The organism is Endozoicomonas sp. 2B-B (assembly GCF_053470045.1).
This window is the reverse complement of record NZ_JBLZMU010000001.1, coordinates 684,767-704,879: the sequence shown is the minus strand read 5'-3', so window position 1 is coordinate 704,879 and position 20,113 is coordinate 684,767. Positions and strand designations below refer to the sequence as shown.

Genomic DNA, 20,113 nt, shown 5'->3' with positions numbered 1-20,113 from the left:
AATACAAACCTCTGCACCTCCCGAGATAAATTCACCCTCTTTTGCGGTTTATCTCAACACTGGTTAACATGGACAGTCCGATTTAAAGCTCGTACTGAAGTTTCATGTACATCTATCGTCTGGTTTTGCTTCTGGTTATCAGTATCTACCTTTTCTCTCCCGCCATCATGGGATGGTGGATTACGACTGGCGATAGCTGGTACCAACCCTGGATTCTCTGGTTTTTCGTGATTCTGGCAGGCTTCCTGCTCCAGCCGAGAGGGAAGTCTGATGAGTTTTGAGCTCGAAGAACTCCTGCTGGTCAGTGTCGCCTATTTGCTGGCCTTATTCTTTTGTGCCTGGGCGACCGAGAAAGGTCTGATTCCCGAAAAATCACCCGCCACCCTGCTGTCTATGTTCTGTCTCTGGGAGTCTACGCCTCCAGCTGGGCCTATTTCGGCAGCCTGGGCTTCGCGAATGAGCACGGTTATGTTTTTCTAGCCTTCTATCTGGGTGTGAGTGGTGCTTTCCTGCTGTCTCCGGTTTTGCTCCATCCGATTCTTAAGATTACCCGAACCTACCAGCTCAGCTCACTGGCAGACCTTTTTGCGTTCCGGTTCCGTAGCCCTGTCGCCGGAACCCTGGCCACTGTATTGATGCTGACCGCAACCATGCCTCTGCTATCACTGCAAATTCAGGCGGTATCCGACAGTATTCACCTGATCAGCAAGGAGTACTCTCCGGAACGACTGGCCATCGTTTTCTGTGTCATGGTAGCCCTGTTTGCGGCTCTGTTCGGGACTCGTAATCCCTCAACCCGTGACAGACATCAGGGTCTGGTCATGGCAATAGCGGTTGAGTCAGTGGTCAAACTGGTGGTTATGGCAACCCTGGGCCTGGTAATTTTGTTTGAAGTTTTTCATGGTCTTGATGGCGTGGAAGTCTGGCTTGCTGTCCATCAGGATTCACTGATAGAAATGCAAACGCCGCTTGAGGACGGTCCCTGGCGCAGCATGCTGCTGATGTTTTTTGCTTCAGCGATTGTCATGCCACATATGTTCCATATGACTTTTGCCGAGAATCGTAGCCAGCGTTCTCTTCATATTGCCAGTTGGGCACTTCCCCTTTTTCTGCTGATACTGAGTCTGCCCACACTGCTGATTCTCTGGGCCGGTATCAAGCTGGACAGCCCGGTAGCGGCTGACTACTTCACGCTGTTCATTGGTCAGGCTCTGGATATGCCATGGCTAACCATTGTCGCCTACATAGGAGGGCTGGCAGCTGCCAGTGGCTTGACGATTGTCACAATACTGGCCCTGTCTTCAATGATCATGAACCATATAGTGTTACCCTATCACCCGCCTCGCCTTCAGATTGAGGTGAACATCTATCGCTGGCTGATCTGGTTCAAGCGATGCATTATTGTGGCACTGATTGTCAGTTCCTACGGCTTCTATCGCATGCTCGAAGCCGAGCGCGCACTCTATAATCTGGGGGTTATTGCCTACGTAGGCGCCCTGCAACTTCTGCCGGGAGCGCTCTGCGTACTCTATTGGCCCAAAGCCAATCATAAAGGATTTATTGTCGGCCTGATCGGCGGTACCACCTTCTGGTTCTTCACTATGATGTTGCCCCAGATGGTCGATTTCAGCCTCTTCAGTTCGACCATGAATGAAGTTTCGACCTATCTTTACCAACAGTGGCATCTGTTGGGTATGACTGCCTTGTCGGTCAATGCAGTACTTATCTATCTGGTCTCGAAGTTTACCCGTATGTCCCCCGAAGAGCGTTCAGCCGCCAGTGCCTGCCTGGTGGAAAGCAATAGCCGAAACGAGCAGAAAGTACCTGAAGCCAAGTCCGCCCATGATTTCCATGAAATGCTGAGCAAACCTCTGGGGGAACTGGTAGCCCAAAAGGAAGTATCCAGAGCACTCAGCGATCTCAACATGAGCGAAGACGAAAATCGCCCCCATGCGCTTCGTCGGCTAAGGGAGCGGATCGAGAAAAACCTTTCGGGCCTGATGGGACCGACTGTGGCCCACGATATCGTTGACACTTTCTTGCCCTGGGATGAAAACAAGGGTTACGTTACCCGGGACATTCATTTCATGGAATCCCGACTGGAGGCCTATCACAGCCGATTGAGCGGACTGGCCGGAGAGCTTGACGATCTGAGGCGATATCATCGGGACACCCTGAATAATCTTCCCATGGCTCTGTGTTCCGTGGATGCGGCGGGAGAAATTATGCTCTGGAATCAGGCTATGAGTCATATGACCGATATTCCCGCCTCGGATGTCCTGGGCAGCCCCCTGAACCGGATTCCAGAGCCCTGGAATAAGATTCTCAGCAACTTTGCCCGGATAGACAGTCACCACCTTCCTAAACATGGTGTAGAAATTAATGGGCAGTTGCGTTATATCAATCTTCATAAGGCTAACCTTGAAGCACCATTATCCGGTGTCAGTGGCAACAAAGTGATGCTGCTGGAAGATCATACTGAAAACCAGATGCTGGAAGATCAACTGTTTCATAGTGAACGACTGGCTTCCATTGGACAGCTGGCGGCTGGTGTCGCCCACGAGATTGGCAACCCGGTCACGGCTATTGATTGTCTGGCCCAGGAGCTGAAAGCCCTTTCAGAAGAAGACGATACCCGGCAAGTGGCGGGTCAGGTACTGGAACAAACCAAAAGAGTTTCCAGAATTGTGCAAATGCTCATGAGCTACTCCCATAACGGTAAGAATCGATCAGAAACGAGCACTCATGAACCCGTCGATCTTTTTACCAGCGTTCAGGAGTCTATCAGCCTGTTGCAACTTGGACGAAAGAGCAGCAATATCAGCTTTCTTAACTTATGTGATCCAGATCACAGGGTGACGGGTGACCCACAGAAACTGCAACAGGTTTTCATCAACCTGCTGAATAATGCTGTGGATGCTTCCGATGAGAAAAGCACAATCACTATACGAACATCGGCCTCTGTCCATACCATCAAAATCGAAGTCGAAGACCAGGGTCATGGCATTCCTGCCAGCATTCAGGAGCGTCTGTTTGAACCCTTCTTCACCACCAAAGAGACGGGTAAAGGTACCGGCCTCGGTCTGGCACTGACCTGGAATATCATTGAAGAGCACTTTGGTACCATCAGAGTCATCAGCCCAACCGATAAAAATCTGGATAAAGGTACACGTTTTGAAATTTCCCTGCCGCGTCATGAGCCGCAGAGCATCAGGCAGCAGCATGGTTATATGACTTATCGGTCCCATGATTCATGGGAGCAGGAGGGGGAAACCGTATGAACCCGGGTAATATTCTCATTGTTGAGGACGAAGAGATTATTCGTGCCTCCCTGAGAAGACTGTTGGAAAGAAACGACTACAACGTCAGTGAAGCAGGTTCTGTCCACGAAGCTGAGTTGTCCTATACATTAAAAGACTTTGACCTGATCATCAGCGATTTGCGCCTGCCTGACTCACCCGGTACCGAGATGATCAACCTTGCTGAGGACGTACCGGTCCTGATTATGACCAGCTATGCCAGCCTGAACTCAGCCGTGAGCACCATGAAAATGGGCGCTGTTGACTATATTGCCAAACCCTTTGATCACTCTGAAATGCTGGAACGTGTTGCCGCTATTATGGCGAGCAAACCGGCATTAGCTGACAAATCAACTGAAGACGTGCTTAATGACACACACACAGGATACAGCGGTATTCTGGGGCATTGTGACGCCATGAAGCTGCTCTTCAAACGCATCCGGAAAGTGGCCCCGACCGATGCCACTGTCCTGATTCAGGGTGAGTCAGGTACAGGTAAAGAACTGGTTGCCAGAGCCCTCCATGAGAACAGCCGCCGTGCCAATGGCCCAATGATCTCGGTTAATTGTGCCGCCATTCCGGAGACCCTCATTGAATCAGAACTTTTTGGTCACGAGAAAGGTTCCTTTACCGGAGCCACTGCTGCCCGGACGGGCCTGATTGAAGCAGCCAATACCGGCACCCTTTTCCTTGATGAAATCGGTGAACTTCCCCTGGAGGCCCAGGCTCGATTGCTTCGGGTTCTGCAGGAAGGAGAAATCAGAAGAGTGGGCTCCGTGCAATCCCAGAAAGTCGATGTACGACTGATTGCTGCTACCCACAGAAATCTGCGCCAGCTCTCTGCAAGTGGTGACTTCCGTGAAGATCTCTATTATCGATTGAAAGTGGTAGAACTGAGAATTCCGGCTCTGCGTGAGCGAGGCAACGATGTCCTGATGCTTGCAGAGAAGCTGCTGGAAAAAGTCTGCAGCAAGATGGAGCTGGAAGTGTATTCCTACTCTCCTGAAGCCATGGCAGCTATCTGTCAACATCAGTGGCCGGGGAATGTGCGAGAGCTGGAACATGCCATCGAGAGGGCTGTCATTCTCTGTGACGATGACATCATTACGCCCGAGACTCTGGATCTGGATGTTCACGTCAAATCGACTTTCTTCAGGACTGACACCGGCAATGCTGGCAGTAACAATGTGGTTGAGACTCAGGATGGTTTGTCACTGGAAGATTACTTCCAGCGCTTCGTGCTTGAACACCAGAATCAAATGACCGAAACCGAACTGGCTCAGAAACTCGGCATTAGTCGTAAAACACTTTGGGAAAGGCGACAACGACTGGGTATTCCCAGGAAAAAAGCCTCAGCCTGAAACTGTCTGAAGATTAATCAATCTAATCAGGTCATCTTTCTGATTGCTCATCAAGACCCCCAGTTCGATGGGGGCTTCTTAAGCAAATTAAGGATAAATTATTTTTAAAACTAAATAACGGCTCTTTCATAATGGATCGAGCTATCAAATCAATGGGAAGATACCTGAACACTGCCTATAATTTTTCTGTTGCTTTCGCAACACCTCAGCATCTCTATTTTCATTTTCATTTTCATTGAGAATATCTATTATGAATCTGCTACAACCAGACGGCTTATGTCGCAGAGCTTCTCTTGTTGCATTATCAGGCCTGTTCATCGGCTTCACTCCTCTCAGCCATGCGGAGTTCGCAGACGATGCAACGAAACAGGTCGAAGCTGTTTATAATGAGGGCATCGGCTTGAATGGAAACGTTGATCTCGGCAAATGCGTAATGCGAGTTAATCCCGACAGTCAGGCAGAAACCAAAAATCCAGCACAAGCCATTTTTAATCATCCGGGCAGTATCAGGGATGTGGGTATCAGCCTCAATAGATCTCACCTTGTAAAAGCAACATTTGATGACATGCAAGATCCTACCTATCTGGTACGCTCTGAAGACCTCATAATCGCGTCAGACACCGGCAACAAGCCGGGTTGGGTAATCAGAGAGTTCAGGTTTACCAAGGGAAAGGCTATGGAAGCAAGAGTGCAGCTCAATGATAGCATAGCGTGGACCTGGGACTGCAGTGACGCCGCTGTTAACATAACTAATGTACGGTTTCAGGACGACCTTCAACATGCTCACCCCGCACACCCCGATCAACCCGACAAAAAGCCACCTGCAGAGCTGTAATGGTATCTTCATGAGCCGGACTTGAGCTGGGCAATTTTCAGCTCGTTTCTGGCCACCTTGAGATGGCTGATAGCGTCCAGCCCCATTTTCTTTAATCTTGACTCCTGGGCAGTCTGTTCACGATAGGCTGCCTCGGCGTCATCCAGCTCGGATTTGAGCACATCCATTTTCTTCGCCAGCTCTTCATCGGCTTCATGACTGGCTTCCAGCAAAGCCATCTGGCCATTAAGCCGGGTCAGTTTTTCGGAGCACTCTCCAACCCGGTGCTGGGTCTCTTCAAGATTTTTCAAAATAGAAGTTTCAAAGGCTTCTGCATCACTGACTCGCTGCTGGAGCTGCTGAAGATGTTCAGATTCCATGAATGCTGTTATTTCCTCGCTGCTTCTTTATCAATTCTTTCCAGGTCTTTTTTCATTGACACAGGATATTGCTGCTGGATTTCATCCATACTATCGCCAAACATAATATGTTCAATAAACTCCCTATTAAAGAGCTTGAATTTTTCGGGATCTTTCATGGCTCCCAACAGGCAAGCGCTGAGATTGGACCTGAGCCTGACTTTTTCACCAAAAACCAGTCCTGAAGCCAAAATATCGGCCAACACCTGTCGATAATCACTGGGGTTGCGCAGGTTATCCATGGACTTCTCCAATGCCTGGATACTCATTGCTTTGTGAGGCGTTATACCTTTGAGAAAAGCTCTCATCTGGGTTCCGGAAGGCTTCAAAGGAGGTTGTTCTGACGACTTGAAACTGACCTTGTCGGACAGTATTCTGGTAACCGTTTGCTTCTGCTCTCCAATTATTGGCTCTGCAACTTTTGATGCTTCATCCTTCTTTAGTGGCTGTTCTTGACTTTGCGTTTTCTCTGGCGGTCCGGTTTTCTTCCTGGAAGCTTGTTTTTCTGCTTTCTTCTGTTGCCTGAGACCTCTATCGATTGCTCTTTGCTCTTGCTTCTTTGCTTTTTCGGATTCTCGCGCTGACTTCACTTTTTCTTTTAACGAGGCCACTTCGAGCTGCAACTGTTTTGCTTCAGCCCTGGCGTCCGAAATGTGTTGCTTGATCAAGGTTTTTACGGCCTCTGTATCAATGCCATGCCTGACCTGCTTTTCATCGGCTTTGGCCAGTAACTTCTCACCATGGGCCGCCAGAGCGTTCGCTTTCTTCTGAGCCCTCTGCAAAGACTTGAGCTGTTCTCCCAATCTTTTGCTGGACTGATCTTTGGCTGCTATCACCTTACTGCGAATTTTAAGTACCGACTTACCCAGAGACAATGACTCTTTTTGCAACCTTTCAAGTGCCTGATGCGCTTTCTTTTCAGCCTTTGCGGCCTTCTTTTGCTTTGCTTTCAGATCCTTCTGAGCCCGCTCCAGATCCTTCACTTCCTGCTTTCGTGTACTCAGCAACTGGTCAGAGTCCCGGGCTGCACGAAATGCCTCGCTTTCAGCTCTGGTCATTCTCTTACCGCCCAGTCCCAATTCCAGCAAGTTCTCCTCCATTACTCCCTGTTTGGCGAGACTGTGAGCCTCGGACTTAAGCTTCCTGGCTTCTTTCAATGAAGCATTGGCGTCTTTCAGAGCCGCTGTCAGGGCATCTTTGCTGCTTCTGTCGACTTTGGGTCTTGCTTTCGAGCCTTCCCAAGAAATTTTTTCCCGAACATTACTGACTTTGGATAAAAGTTGCTCTTCGCGGGAAGGTCCTGAAGGCAATTTCTTCTTCACATCATCGGGCGAAGCCGCCTGAATATCGAATTCTGACAGGCTTTTGCCAGACAGTCCGGAAGGCTCAAGGCTGCCATTATTCAGACTGACGCTCAGATCAACCCTGATGATAGAGTCGCGATTGAGACGAGCAGGATTTTCAGCTTCTTGCCGGATGAGAAGCGCAGAATCTGTTCCTGAGGTTTTGGGGAGGGTTGGGGATATCCCTGCCTGTGAAATGCTGGATTGAGACATCGGGTTCCTGACCATTTTGTAAACAGGCCTCGGAGAAGAGACCCTTTATTTTTAATCTAGCAGCCAGGATCTGAGTCAGCGTCTCATCCAGTCATGATACTTCTTGACCCACTTCAACAAACCTTCCGGCGCATGGGCCCGTTTCCACTCACCTGCAGCAAATTTGTTGGATTCGCTGAGCGTAGGGTAAATGTGAATAGTGCCAAGAATCTTGTTCATTCCCAGACCGTGTTTCATGGCGGTGATGTATTCGGTGATCAGTTCACCGGCATGGTAACCCACGATAGTGCACCCCAGAATCTTGTCACTGCCCGGTCTGGTCAGAACCTTGATAAACCCTCTGGCTTCCTCATCGGCAATAGCCCTGTCCAGATCATCAATACCGTAGCGGGTGATTTCGTAGGGAACTCCCTGTTCTTTGGCTTCCGTTTCATTAAGGCCTACTCTGGCCACTTCCGGATCAGTAAACGTACACCAGGGCATGACCGAGTAATCCACTTTGAACTTCCTGAAGCGTCCGAAGAGTGCGTTCACAGAGGCATACCAGGCCTGGTGCGCTGCTGCATGTGTGAATTGATAAGGTCCCGCCACATCACCGCAGGCGTAGATATTCGGGAATCGTGTCTGCAAATATTCGTTCACAGCAATGGTTCCACGCTCTGTGGTTTCTATCCCGAGTGCTTCCAGCCCCAGGCTGCCGGTGTTGGCTTTGCGACCTGTGGCAAACAGGACAGCATCGAAATCAATGTCAACGGTTTGGCCTTCATGCTCAGCTACCAGCCATTGTTTATCACCTTCTTTGTGAAAGGATCGGGTTTCGTGCTTCAGCTTAAGATCAACCCCGTCTTTGCGAAACTGAGACATCACCTCCAAAGAAACATCCGGATCTTCTCGGTGCAGCAGGCGGGGACCATGATCGAGCAGAGTCACATTGACACCCAGTCGGGTAAAAGCCTGAGTCAATTCACAACCGATCGGTCCGCCGCCGACGACCAGCAGCTTTTGTGGTTTTTCACGAATATCCCAGAGAGTATCTGATGTGTAATGGGTAATCTGATCAACACCGGGCAAAGGCGGCACAAAGGGTCTGCCGCCACTGGCGATAATAATATTTCGGCTGGAAATCCGCTGACCGTCCACCTCAATTTCCCAGGGACTGACCAGCCTGGCTTCACCCGTAACGCAGTTTACGCCCAGACCGGTATAACGTTCGACCGAATCATGGGGCTCAACCTGCTTAATGACCGATTGCACTCGTTCCATTACAGCGGTGAAATTGACATCAGCCTGCACATTCTCCAGGCCAAATTCGTCGGCTCGCTTCATGTAATGGGCCATCTTGGCAGATCGAATCAAAGCCTTGCTGGGAACACAGCCGGTATTAAGACAATCGCCACCCATTCTATGCTTTTCAATCAAAGTGACTCTGGCTTTCACGGCCGCTGCAATGTAGCTGCTTACCAGTCCGGCAGAACCCGCTCCTATCACAGTCAGGTTATTATCGAACCTGCGGGGTTTTCTGAAGCCCTTGTAAACACCGGAATGACCCAACATGCTTACTCCTCCTTATTTTCTTCACTGATTGAAGGCTTTTTGATCAGGCTGATAGCTTTACGTGCCAGCCATGGGAAAATCCCCAATAATACAAAGGAACCAATAAGCCCCGGTGTTAAAATACCACTGACGGATAATTCCTGAACCTGTCCCAGCTGAGCACCGGCATTCACATACACAGCCGTTCCCGGCAGCATGCCAAGCTGACTGACCCAGTAAAACGTTCTGGCTTTCATGGGCGTCAGTCCCATAACCAGGTTAATCACAAAGAAAGGAACTGCAGGAATCAATCTCAAGGTCAGAAGATAAAACAGACCGTCTTTCTCAATACCCTTGTTAATGGTTGCCAGATATTGGCCAAACTTACCCTGGACCCATTCCCGCAACAGCGTTCTGGAAATGAGGAAAGCCAGGGTGGCCCCTATCGTGCTGGCAAAAGAGATCACTATCAGGCCCGTCGTAAACCCGAAAATAGCACCACCAACCAGAGTAAGAATAACAGCGCCCGGAAGCGAAAGCGCCGTTACAGCCACATAAATGGCAAAGAATACGGCAATGGTAAGTGCAGGATTATCGCTGTAAAGCGACTGAAAATAATCACGAGTCAGATATTGTTGTGCATCCAGTGCAAAAAATGCAGTAATGGCTGCCATAACAGCCACCAGTAGAATGATTTTACTTTTATTCATACAAGGAATCTTCCTGCGGAACGGTTGCAACATCCTGTCGGGAAAGCGCATAACGCATCTTTTTCGTATAATGCCTGTCAGACTATACGTTAGCTACACCCATAAGGTTTCACACGTCATGAACCGGACATTTCGCTCTATCCCCTCATAACGAACAGGGTTGACGAGCGAAACAAATACTTTTAACCACCCTCTTCAGAGTGTAATTATGATCCAGCGACCCTTCCCGGCAAGCCGTCCCAGACGCATGCGTTTTGACGATTTTTCCCGCCGTCTGATGAGAGAAAACCGCCTCACTGCGGATGATCTGATCTACCCGGTATTCATTCTTGAAGGCTCTCGTCACCGGGAAGCTATTCCTTCAATGCCGGGCATAGAACGAATGACGGTCGATGAGCTGATTCGTGAAGGTGAAGAGCTTCTGGAGCTGGGTATTCCGGCCATTGCCCTGTTTCCAGTCACACCGGCTGAGAAAAAGTCTGATGATGCCGCCGAAGCCTGGAATCCGGAAGGCCTGGTTCAGCGGGCCGTTCGTGAGTTAAAACAAAAACTGCCGGAGCTGGGCATTATTACTGATGTGGCCCTGGACCCATTCACCAGTCATGGACTGGACGGTCTGATTGATGAATCAGGTTATGTCGTAAACGACCCGACCGTTGATGTCCTGGTTAAACAAGCTCTGTCTCATGCCGAAGCAGGAGCTGATATTGTCGCACCCTCCGACATGATGGATGGCCGAATTTCTGCCATTCGCACCCGACTCGAAGAGACCGGTCACCTGAACACCCGGATTCTCGCCTACTCTGCCAAATACGCATCCAGCTACTACGGCCCATTTCGCGATGCTGTGGGCTCTGCGGGCAATCTGGGCAAAAGCAACAAGCATAACTTCCAGATGGATGTAGCCAATATTGATGAAGCTCTGCATGAGATCGCAGCTGACCTCAATGAAGGAGCCGACATGATTATGGTTAAACCCGGTATGCCTTATCTGGATGTTGTCAGAAGAGCCAAGGATGAATTCAAGGCACCCACCTTTGTTTACCAGGTCAGTGGCGAGTACGCCATGCATCAGGCGGCCATTGCCAACGGCTGGCTGGACCGAAATGCCATCATGATGGAGTCTCTGCTCTGTTTCAAACGAGCCGGAGCCGATGCCATTCTGACCTACTATGCCAGAGAAGCGGCTCGCCTGATCAGGCAATAACGCCTTAGCACTCAACTCAGTCATCAAAACGTCGTACAATTACGTTATAACAAGAGCCCATTGTCAGTCCGGCTTATACATGAATTCGTATACTGCCACTACCGATGCTGTAAGAGGTCCCATGGATAATTCAAAAGACCGGGAACTCCCTGAACCCGGAGTCAGCACAAAAGAGAGCCAGGAGCCTGTTGCTCCAACGCCTCGTATTACAGACCTTAGCAACCCGGACTACTACATCAACAGGGAGCTGAGCCATTTACAGTTCAACCGCCGTGTGCTTGAGCAGGCGATGAACGACGACCACCCCCTGATTGAACGTCTGCGGTTTCTGTTGATTTATAGCTCAAACATGGATGAGTTTTTTGAAATCCGAGTTGCCGGCCTGATGCAGCAAGTAGAGTTTGCCCGTGAACAAGTGGGTTTGGATGGCCTGGGTCCTCAGGCGGTGCTGAAAGAGATCAGCCATCAGGCCAAGCAAAATGTTCAGCTTCAATACGAAATCCTGAACGACAAACTGCTGCCTCGTCTGGCCAGGCAAGGCATTCGATTTATTCGGCGTCATCAGCTGAACGACAAACAGAAAGCCTGGATCAAGCGCTTCTTCTATAACGAAGTCATGCCCATCATCAGTCCCATTGGACTGGATCCGGCTCACCCCTTCCCGAGACTGGCCAACAAACTGCTCTGCTTTATTGTGGCAATGGAAGGCAAAGACGCATTTGGCCGTGAAACGGGTATGGCTGTTATTCCTGCGCCAAGATCGTTACCTCGGGTCGTTGAACTGCCCGATGACGTCTGTGACAAGGGCGGTAGAAATTATGTCTTTCTGTCATCTATCATCCACTTGCATATGCAGGACCTGTTCCCGGGTATGACCATCAAAGGGTGTTACCAGTTCCGATTGACCCGAAACAGTGATCTGGACCTTGAAGACGAAGTAGAAGATCTGGCCAAGGCCCTGCAGGGTGAGTTGCTCTCCCGCCGCTACGGAGAGGCAGTGCGCCTTGAAGTGGTCGATAACTGCCCAGAGCCACTGGTTGACTTCCTGCTGAAAGAATTTGGCCTGACGGAGGATGAGCTCTACCGGGTCAATGGTCCGGTGAACCTGATCCGAATGATGTCGGTATGCAACGAGGCATCACCCGAGTTTGAGCACATGACCTTCCCCAGCTTTACACCCAGTTACCCCAAGGCGTTGCAAGCCCGAAGCTCACGGTCTGTTAATATGCTGGATGCCATTCGCAAGTCCGATATTCTGCTGCATCATCCCTTCGAGTCCTTCACTCCGGTTGTAGATATGCTGCGCCAGGCGGCTACTGATCCTAATGTTCTGGCAATACGTCAGACGTTATATCGTACCGGAGCTCGCTCCGAGATGGTCGATGCTCTTGTGGAAGCGGCCAGGAAAGGTAAAGAAGTCACGGTTATCGTGGAAATCCGGGCACGTTTTGACGAAGAAGAAAATCTGGCACTGGCAAGAAGACTTCAGGAAGCCGGAGCGGTTGTCGTGTATGGAGTGGTTGCCTACAAAACCCACGCCAAACTGATTCTGATTGTTCGTCGGGAAGGAAAAAAGATTCAGCGTTACGCACACCTGGGTACCGGAAACTATCACGCGGGTAACGCACGACTCTATACCGACTATAGCTTGCTGACCTGCGACAAGGATATCACCAACGATGTTCGCAAAATCTTTCAACAGCTGACGGGGATGGGTAAAGCGGTGCGCGTGCGTAAGCTTTTCCATGCGCCCTTCACACTCAAGAAAAGCCTGATCGAACTGATCAATCAGGAAGCCGTTAATGCCAGAGAAGGTAAACCGGCTCGTGTGATCATCAAGGTAAACTCACTGACTGAAAGCCATTTGATAAAGGCTCTTTTCCGGGCTTCACAGGCCGGTGTCGAGATTCACCTGATCATTCGGGGTATTTGCTGCCTGAGGCCCGGTATTGCCGGATTGTCAGAAAATATTCAGGTGCGCTCTATTGTCGGCCGTTTTCTTGAACACACCCGGGTTTTCTACTTTGAGAACGATGGGAAATTCAGAGTCTACTGCTCCAGTGCTGATGGTATGGTTCGTAATCTGGATATGCGCGTTGAGACCTGCTTTCCCATTGAAGAGCCGAAGCTGGCTGCACGAGTGAAGAAAGAGCTGGAACTGTATCTGTCAGATAATACCCTTAGCTGGCAACTACAAAGTGATGGTCAGTATCTGCAGAACAAGCCATCACGGGGCCATCGTCGCAGGAATGCCCAGAGAAGGTTGCTGGAAACACTTGCAAACTACACTCACTGATTTGCAGAGAGGGATTCAGGACAAAGTTGATTTTTTGCCTGAATCCATCGACCGCACAATTACAGGAACAGTTCTTTCACAGTACGCGATGTTCAAAACAAGGCATTTGCTTTCTGATCTCCTGCAGTGCTTTTATGTTCAGCTCGGTGGTCAGTACACAGGGAGTGTTATCGGCCTCTGCAAGCACTTCACCCCAGGGCGAAACAATCATGCTGTGTCCCCAGGTTTCTCTCTTGTTGGGATGAGTCCCGCCCTGGTTAGCCGCCAGAACATAGCAATGGTTCTCGATAGCGCGGGCTCTTAATAACGGCTCCCAGTGGGCCTGACCAGTCACCCTGGTAAATGCGGAAGGTACAGTAATGATTTCTGACTCCCTGACTCTCAGTTCTCGATAGAGCTCTGGAAAACGAACGTCATAGCAGATGGTCAGGCCTGTTCTGGCAAATTCCATATCCACTACATTCAGATCATTCCCCGGCGAATAGTCATCGGATTCCCTGTAACGGCGAGTGCCGTCCGATATATCGGCATTAAAGAGATGGATCTTGTCGTAGCGGGTGACTTCATTACCCTTGGGGTCATAAACAAAGCAGGACGCCCTGCTGTTCTCTCCTTCATTGACGACACAGGGTATAGACCCCCCTACCAGCCAGGCCCCGAATTGTCGGGCAATGCGGGACATCCAGTTTCTGACCACGCTGGTATTGTTGCCCAGAGCGGGAATATCCCCCCCCAACTGAGCAAAACATTCAGGCAGCACAATTATGTCAGCTGAAGACTCCATGCTTGAAAAAAGATCTTCTGCCTGCTTAAGATTGGCTTGAACATCAGGTCCGGAACACATCTGGACCACAGCAGCGGTTACCGCTTTACTCATAGGCTTTCCCCTCTGCCATAGGTTAACCTCTCCAGTTTAATAGATCTGATAATACCAATCGAACTTTCTAACTCGCTATTGCGCTGAAGATTTGAGCCTTAATCCTGCGTTGGCGACCGTCGCCATAGCCAAGGCGCAAATCTCCATGCTCATCACGGGAGTTAAAGAGCACAATTGGTATTAGACCCGTCTCTCAAGAAGCCGATTTACACCAGCATTCAGATCAGATTGAGCAAAGTTTACTTTAGATAATGTTGTTACTTGTTAACCGAATCTCGTTTATTGTTATCGTCAGACAACATCCCGACTCGCAGCGGTTTGTTGAATTTCAGCAATGTTTATAAAAAAAGAGATGATCTCAATCTATGTGTCTGATTACCCTGCACTGGCAACCAGAGGCTCAGTACCCGCTGATTCTGGCCGCCAACCGCGATGAGTTCTATGAGCGGCCGGCAAGAACCATTCACTTCTGGGAAGACAATCCGGAGATTTTTGGTGGCCGGGATTTAGAAGCCGGAGGCAGCTGGCTGGCCCTGAGTCGCAAAGGCAGAATGGCCGCAGTCACCAACTATCGGGAATCGCCTGTTTACCCGGGAACCTTGTCCCGTGGTCACCTGGTAAGTGATTTTTTAAATAGTGATCTGTCACCCAAAGAATTCCTGAACCAGATTCATCTTAAAGCGGATCATTACTCCGGCTTTAACCTGTTGGCCGGTGATTCCAGCGGTCTTTACTACTACTCCAATCGTATGGGTCGTGTTGTTTCACTGAAGCCTGGCTTCCATGCACTTAGCAATCACCTCTTGAACAGCCCCTGGCCCAAGCTGGAGAAAGTCAGGCAGGGACTGGCGCTGCATGTCAAGCATCACCAGAAACCCGAACCTGAAGGCTTGATTTTTATGATGCACGACAGTTCAAAAGCGCCCGATGACCAACTTCCCGATACCGGTGTAAGCCAGGAGCAGGAAAAGTTTCTATCCAGCTGCTTTATGGCCAGTGAACATTATGGAACCCGAAACACCAGTGTCCTGATTCTCGACAAACAGGGTTCTCTCAGCTGGACCGAGCAAATCTATCTGCCCTACGGAGAAACTGGAAAAAAACTCCGGTTCTCAATGTCATTTCCAGTGTCATGGTAGCCAGCCACCTGATTGGTCGACCTAAAAAAAGACCACAAAGCAGCCAAAAGCAGCTAACTTTCATAGCATGTAGTTTGTCTCTATTCCTATTAGAAGGTCTGAAACATCGCTTTCAGCATCTTCCGAAAAGTGCACGTTTTCGCAGTCAATACGAAGTCACTGAACCCCGCACTAGAAATACGGGGTATCCTGTTGAGGTAAAACGATGAGATCACAAGCTCTGATCCGACTTTATCAGTCCCTGCTGGCCGCGCTGGTGCTGTTGTTCTCCATGACCCTGCAAGCCGCTGGAGGTTGGCAGCAAATTGGCGAAAAGCATATAATCCCTTCTCAAGACACGGCAACCATCAAAATATCTTCTGCAGACGAAGATACTTCCTACAAAACCATCAAATTTCATATCACTCAGGGCAGCTTGAAGATTCGTTCTGCCAAGGTGCACATGAGTGACGGACAAGTGATTGACCTGAGTGTCCAGAAGTTAGTGCTGCCAGGACTGGAAACACGCGGATTCCCGATTCCTGACCATGGCCGCTCTATTAAAAAAATTGTACTTTATATTCAGGCTCCCCTCGATCACTCATCCAATGTGGTGGTCTATGGAATCAAAGCTGACACTTCCGAGAAGAAATCCTAGCTCTGATACAAAGTTTCTGTCGTGTTATCCTTTTCAAAGCTCAGGATCTACTGTCAGCGACTCAGACCATGGAAGGTCTGCACTACTAGGAGCCTGACCGAGAATAGACTGCCCTACGCGGCAACTGCTCCTGCGTTGCTCTAGCTCCTGCATCCATGCAGTCGTGCGGCGGCAGCAAATTGGTCTGAAAATCCGCTTTTGTTCGTCAAATAGCTCGCTATTCTCCTTACAAAACCGAATTTTCATCCTCAATTTTCTGCCGTCCTCGCTACGGGGTCGCCTAGACGGGCGCTATTCTCGGTCAGGCTCCTAGCTGGAGAAGCGCTTGCTTTTGATACCCATGACTTTACCAAGTCCCTCACGACAAAGAGCCAACTCCAGCGAACTCCTGATCAAATGAGAATTGTCCAGCATCATCACGTCATCAAGAATCTCTCTGGCTCTTTCCAGAGTGATTTTCCTGAGCGCCCATTTCACCTTGAGCAAGTTGGTGGCACTCATGGAAAGCATGTCAAACCCCATGGCCATAAGAAGAACAGAAGCGACTGGATCACCGGCCATTTCACCACAAATACCGACGGTTCGGCCTTCTTTATGACAATCTTCGACCACTTTTCGAAGCGCCTGCAAAACAGCCGGATGGAAAGAGTGATATAAGTCAGCCACCCTGGGATTATTTCGATCCACTGCCAGAAGATATTGCGTGAGATCATTAGAACCGATCGACATGAAGTCTACACTCTGCGCCAGTTCACGGACCTGATAGACCGCAGCAGGAACCTCAATCATAACTCCGACGGGAGGCATCACAACCGATAAACCTTCAGCTGACACTTCGCCATGCGCTCTGTGGATAAGATGCAGTGCATCTTCTACTTCATAAACACTGGTCACCATTGGCAACATGATTCGAAGATTATCCAGTCCAACACTGGCTTTAAGCATCGCCCGGATTTGAACCAGAAATATTTCCGGATGATCCAGGGTTACACGGATACCTCGCCACCCCAGGAAGGGGTTGTCTTCCTGAATGGGAAAGTAAGACAGAGCCTTGTCCCCGCCCACATCCAGCGTACGCATGGTGACTGGTCTGGGGGCAAAGGCTTCAAGCTGCTGACGATAAATTTTTTCCTGCTCTGCTTCACTGGGGAATCGTTCCTTGAGCATAAAAGGAACTTCGGTACGATAAAGACCCACACCTTCTGCTCCACGATCCAGTGAACGAACCGTGTCAGTCATAAGACCGGTATTAACCCACAGTGGTAAACGGTGATTGTCCGGGGTAACACAGGGCAGGTCACTGATTGCTTCAAGCCCTTCGCTGAATTCTTTTTCTTCTTCGACAACGGCCTGATAGTGTTCCAGCAGTTCTCTGGAAGGCGAGGCATAAACCAGCCCAAGGTTGCCATCGACAATCAGTTGCTTGCTGGACATCTTGTGATAGGGCAGATCGACTGCCCCCATTACAGTGGGAATGCCCAGAGCCCTGGCCAGAATAGCCGCGTGGGAATTGCTCGAACCCCGTATAGAGACAAGACCCGCGAGCTTCTCCTGGGGAACATCTGCCAGCATACTGGCCGTCAGTTCTTCACTAATCAGTATGGTTTGATCGGGGTAGGTTATGCATTCATGATCGTGTTGCTGGATACTGGCAAGAACCCGACGACCCAAGTCTTTTACATCAACCGCACGCTCACGCATGTATGGATCGTCCATCATTTCAAAAGTACGTACGTGCTCGTCTATTACCTGCCTGAGCGCTCCCGGTGCCCAGTTACCCTGCTTCACCCGGTTCCTGATTTCCAACCCCAGAGCATTGTCGTCCAGCATCCGAAGATAGACATCAAATAATGCTTGCTCTTCTGCCGGCAGATGGCCAGAAAGTTTTTCGGCTGTGGCCTTCATTTCCGAACGAACCGACTCCAGAGCCAGATCCAGAGAGTCCAGTTCTCTTTTGATGTCGTGACAGGTACGATCAGGAACGGCCCCCAAATCCGCCACCGGAGAAGCGACAACGGCTTCACCAATGGAAACACCGCTCGCGCCAGGCGTCCCCTGAAAGCGAGCTGTCTTGCGGGTATTGACCGTAACATGCAGGGAACCTGTGGCCTCAGCATGGGCAATGACACCTGCAAGCTGGGCAGACATGGTGACCAGAAAAGCCTCTTCATGCTCGTCAAACCGGCGTTGTTCTTTTTGTTGAACCACCAGCACACCCAGAATCATCCGATGATGAATGATGGGAACCCCAAGAAAAGCATGAAACTTTTCTTCACCGGTTTCTTTAATGTAACGATATTTAGGATGAGAGGAAGCTGCTTTCAGATTAATGGGCTCTTCTCTGAGACCGACCTGACCGATAAGACCTTCAGACTGGAATAAACGAGCGACACCGACAGCCTTTTTATTGAGGCCCTCTGTCGCCATAAGCGTATAGGTAGCCTGTTCAGCATCGTAGAGATAGACTGAGCAGACTTCGGTATTCATCGCATCCCGAACCCGCCGCACGATAATATTTAGCGCAGCCTGCAAATCCGAGGCGGCACTGACTTCCTGTACAATCGTACGCAGGGTGTTCAGCATGGTGACTTAGTCCAGTCTGCTTATCTGTCTCCTGTGTCTGCTATCTAAAAATAACAGACGCCCGTCTCTGTTGTTTACCATGAAATGGTTTCTGTGTGATGACTGTCAGAAACAGGCTTTCATCACGCAAGTGCAAGGATAGCACCTCAGTGAATATTATCTGTGCCTTTCAGGCTGATGTCAGCATTGGCAACAGTCTCAGTGTCAAAAGTCATGACAATTACACATTGTTAGCTTGATTAGCTTGCAGGCGTCCTATTCGGGGAACCAGCTCGCGCAAAGCACGGCGATAGACCTCCCTTTTAAATGAAACGACCTGCCCCAGGGGATACCAGTAGCTGACCCATCGCCAGCCATCAAACTCCGGTGATCCCGTATGATCCACACTAACCCGGTCATCACTGCTTAGCAGCTCCAGCAAAAACCATTTCTGTTTCTGCCCAATGCAAAGCGGATGCTGATCCCTTCGAACCAGTCTTCTGGGCAGGCGATAACGCAGCCAGCCACGAGTGCACGCCAGAACGTTTACGTCGTCCGGCTGAAGCCCAATTTCTTCATACAGCTCGCGATACATGGCATCTTCGGGGGTTTCATCATCGTTTATGCCCCCCTGGGGAAACTGCCATGCTTCCTGTCTGATTCGCCTGGCCCACAGGACCTGTCCGTGATGATTAGCGAGGATTATGCCCACATTGGGCCTGAATCCATCTGTGTCAATCACGTAAGCGACTACCTTAAACTATCTATTGCTTTGCATTGTTTCATAAACCGCTGCACAACGGCAATCAAGATCTTTGCAATCAGGATGCCACTTTTGATAATTAATCAATTATTACTCTTCAAAACTGTGACAAGAGTATTAACATGAGAAACAATTTCTCGCCGTTTTCGCTTTCCTAAGAAATCATGAACAGCCTCTCAGAAGATTTTCATAGTACAATCAGCAAACATTTATAGCAGCGCAGTCTGGCAGGAGGATTTGTGGCTCTGGCAATCTTTGATCTTGATAACACCCTGATAGCCGGTGACAGTGACTATCTCTGGGGACAATTCATGTCCCATGAAGGCATGGTGGATGCAGCCAGCTTTCATGATGGCAATGAATATTTCTATCGTCAGTATGAAGCGGGTACGTTGGTACTTAGCGAATACCTCGATTTTTGCCTTGAACCACTGACCCGTTACACTCTGGACGAACTTAAAGTCCGACATGACCAGTTCATGGAACAGACCATTCGCCCCATCATGCTGGAAAAAGCTGCGAACCTCCTGAAAAAACACCGCCAACAGGGTGATCACCTGATGATCATAACCGCCACCAGCCGATTTGTTACCGAGCCCATTGCCAAAGCCTTTGATGTCGATACGCTACTGGCCATTGAGCTTGAGATTACAGATAACCGCTATACAGGCAAAGTGGTCGGCACACCGACTTTTCAGGAGGGAAAGGTGATCCGCCTTAAGCAATGGTTGCAGGAAAATCCGGCATATTCTCTGGAAGGCAGTTACTTCTACAGTGATTCAAAAAATGACCTGCCCTTGCTGGGTCAGGTAGATCACCCGTTCGCGGTTGATCCTGACCCTGAATTGACCACAGTTGCTCATGAGAAAGGATGGCCCGTCATCAGCCTCAGATAAATCTGTTTTACTCTTTAAGAACCGTCCGTTTCTGTGCTTTATTT

Annotated in this window: 14 protein-coding genes and 1 pseudogene; 9 read left to right on the top strand and 6 right to left on the bottom strand. The window is 49.6% G+C overall.

Annotated elements, in window-relative coordinates; translation table 11 throughout:
- Window positions 1-104: 104 nt before the first annotated feature.
- The 4 genes from ACOMHB_RS02875 to ACOMHB_RS02860 all read left to right on the top strand — a co-directional run bounded on the left by ACOMHB_RS02875 (window position 105) and on the right by ACOMHB_RS02860 (window position 5,495).
- Window positions 105-281, top strand: coding sequence for a hypothetical protein (locus tag ACOMHB_RS02875; protein WP_317143910.1), 177 nt, complete (start codon window positions 105-107; stop codon window positions 279-281).
- Window positions 282-332: 51 nt separating this feature from the next.
- Window positions 333-3,281 (top strand): ATP-binding protein, encoded by a 2,949-nt coding sequence (locus ACOMHB_RS02870; RefSeq protein ID WP_448215418.1) that lies wholly within the window; start codon window positions 333-335, stop codon window positions 3,279-3,281.
- A complete protein-coding gene (locus tag ACOMHB_RS02865; protein WP_448215417.1) occupies window positions 3,278-4,660 on the top strand; it encodes a sigma-54-dependent transcriptional regulator in 1,383 nt (460 codons plus the stop codon). The genes ACOMHB_RS02870 and ACOMHB_RS02865 overlap by 4 nt, the downstream gene beginning before the upstream one ends.
- Before the next feature lie 250 nt (window positions 4,661-4,910).
- On the top strand, window positions 4,911-5,495 hold the full coding sequence (locus ACOMHB_RS02860) for a hypothetical protein (RefSeq protein WP_448215416.1): 585 nt from the start codon (window positions 4,911-4,913) through the stop codon (window positions 5,493-5,495).
- An 8-nt stretch (window positions 5,496-5,503) separates the two neighbouring features.
- On the opposite strand, the gene ACOMHB_RS02855 is transcribed toward ACOMHB_RS02860, so the two are convergent.
- From ACOMHB_RS02855 to ACOMHB_RS02845, 3 genes and pseudogenes are all read right to left on the bottom strand, one after another.
- A complete protein-coding gene (locus ACOMHB_RS02855) occupies window positions 5,504-5,854 on the bottom strand; it encodes a hypothetical protein (RefSeq protein WP_448215415.1) in 351 nt (116 codons plus the stop codon).
- A gap of 8 nt (window positions 5,855-5,862) precedes the next feature.
- Window positions 5,863-7,449 (bottom strand): coiled-coil domain-containing protein, encoded by a 1,587-nt coding sequence (locus ACOMHB_RS02850; RefSeq protein WP_448215414.1) that lies wholly within the window; start codon window positions 7,447-7,449, stop codon window positions 5,863-5,865.
- Between the two features lie 75 nt (window positions 7,450-7,524).
- Window positions 7,525-9,692: pseudogene (locus ACOMHB_RS02845) on the bottom strand (FAD-dependent oxidoreductase).
- A gap of 208 nt (window positions 9,693-9,900) precedes the next feature.
- Between ACOMHB_RS02845 and hemB the strand changes: the two are divergent.
- Complete coding sequence (gene hemB / locus ACOMHB_RS02840) at window positions 9,901-10,899, top strand: porphobilinogen synthase (RefSeq protein WP_422136481.1); 999 nt, start codon at window positions 9,901-9,903, stop codon at window positions 10,897-10,899.
- Window positions 10,900-11,020: 121 nt separating this feature from the next.
- On the top strand, window positions 11,021-13,195 hold the full coding sequence (gene ppk1 / locus ACOMHB_RS02835) for a polyphosphate kinase 1 (RefSeq protein ID WP_422136480.1): 2,175 nt from the start codon (window positions 11,021-11,023) through the stop codon (window positions 13,193-13,195).
- A 76-nt stretch (window positions 13,196-13,271) separates the two neighbouring features.
- Here the strand turns inward: ppk1 and ACOMHB_RS02830 are convergent, their stop codons facing one another.
- Entirely contained in the window at window positions 13,272-14,072 is an 801-nt protein-coding gene (locus tag ACOMHB_RS02830) for a carbon-nitrogen hydrolase family protein (RefSeq protein WP_422139636.1), read from the bottom strand.
- Between the two features lie 365 nt (window positions 14,073-14,437).
- Between ACOMHB_RS02830 and ACOMHB_RS02825 the strand changes: the two genes are divergently transcribed.
- Both ACOMHB_RS02825 and ACOMHB_RS02820 read left to right on the top strand, forming a co-directional pair.
- On the top strand, window positions 14,438-15,211 hold the full coding sequence (locus ACOMHB_RS02825; protein ID WP_448215413.1) for an NRDE family protein: 774 nt from the start codon (window positions 14,438-14,440) through the stop codon (window positions 15,209-15,211).
- Between the two features lie 205 nt (window positions 15,212-15,416).
- Entirely contained in the window at window positions 15,417-15,848 is a 432-nt protein-coding gene (locus ACOMHB_RS02820; protein WP_422136477.1) for a DUF2541 family protein, read from the top strand.
- A 309-nt stretch (window positions 15,849-16,157) separates the two neighbouring features.
- Here the strand turns inward: ACOMHB_RS02820 and ptsP are convergent, their stop codons facing one another.
- Both ptsP and rppH read right to left on the bottom strand, forming a co-directional pair.
- On the bottom strand, window positions 16,158-18,431 hold the full coding sequence (ptsP, locus tag ACOMHB_RS02815; protein ID WP_448215412.1) for a phosphoenolpyruvate--protein phosphotransferase: 2,274 nt from the start codon (window positions 18,429-18,431) through the stop codon (window positions 16,158-16,160).
- 220 nt (window positions 18,432-18,651) lie between these two features.
- A complete protein-coding gene (rppH, locus tag ACOMHB_RS02810; RefSeq protein WP_422136475.1) occupies window positions 18,652-19,152 on the bottom strand; it encodes an RNA pyrophosphohydrolase in 501 nt (166 codons plus the stop codon).
- A 260-nt stretch (window positions 19,153-19,412) separates the two neighbouring features.
- Between rppH and ACOMHB_RS02805 the strand changes: the two genes are divergently transcribed.
- A complete protein-coding gene (locus ACOMHB_RS02805) occupies window positions 19,413-20,069 on the top strand; it encodes a histidinol-phosphatase (RefSeq protein WP_448215411.1) in 657 nt (218 codons plus the stop codon).
- Window positions 20,070-20,113: the final 44 nt, after the last annotated feature.